This is a genomic window from Nocardia sp. SYP-A9097, from assembly GCF_009649815.1.
Lineage (GTDB): Bacteria > Actinomycetota > Actinomycetes > Mycobacteriales > Mycobacteriaceae > Nocardia.
In genome coordinates this window covers 1-949 of sequence record NZ_WJIC01000086.1, presented here as the reverse complement: position 1 = coordinate 949, position 949 = coordinate 1, and the positions used below count along the sequence as shown (strand labels likewise).

At 68.1% G+C, this 949-nt stretch carries 1 protein-coding gene; it reads left to right on the top strand.

All coding sequences use genetic code 11. The features are described 5' to 3' along the window. Positions 1–949 (top strand): hypothetical protein (locus GFY24_RS41535; RefSeq protein ID WP_194853233.1); only part of this gene is annotated, 949 nt, incomplete at both ends.

Here is a 949-nt window from a genome sequence, read left to right as displayed (position 1 = left end):
CCGCGCGTTCCCTGCCGCGCTCTCCCTCGCCTCCACCGCAGATCGCGAGTTCTTGGACCGGCTAGTGGACACCTTCACCCTCTACCCGTTCGAGTCGGCCATGAAAAGGCTTGCCGCCCAGTACGCCGCCGAGCCGGACAACCAGCACCGCTTGGCCGCCTTGGTGCCCGACACCGACCCGTGGCTGTTCATCCGCGACCGCGCCGACCGGGTCGCGGAAATGCAGGCACGCGCGGCACACAACAACACCACCGTCGAGGACGAATACTCCGCGTCGCATGTCGCGTTGCCGAGCGCGGAGTTGCCACGCACCCCGATGCGGCAGTGGCGCAACCCGCCCGCGCGTACGTACCTGGCTCCCAACCGGGACACCGAGAAGTCACGGCGAGCTGCTGAGCAGATCAAGTACCGTGCCGCACGCCGGGGCAAGCGCCGCCCCGTGGTCACCGAACCCGAACTCGTCACCCGGTATGTGACGGAGAACCTCTACACCGACACCGTCGACAGCGAACTCACCGACGCCCGCGCCGCAGAGAACCGCGCCCGCGAACGCGGACTACTCGCCCGGCCCACCGGCAACTCGTGGACACCCCGGTTTCCCGGTGACAAGCCGCCCCTCGACGCCGAGGAAGCACGCGCGCTCTGGAACCACGCCTACGTCAACTACGTCGCCGAGCAGCACCAGCACGCCTTCGCCCTCGCAGGGAAACCCGCGATCAGTGACGCCAACGCTCTCACTCACGCTGCCACCCGCACCATGTTGCGCGGCTACACCGACCGGCGCACCGCTATTCCGTTTCAGGGCAACGGCCTCGACTACGGCCACGAAGCCATGATCCCGGTGCGGGGGTGGCGGTGCGTGTCCTGCTTCATCGAACGCGCCGACACCGACCAACACCTGATCCACACCCGCGCAGCAGAATCCCGCAGCGACGACGGCCTGTGCGAT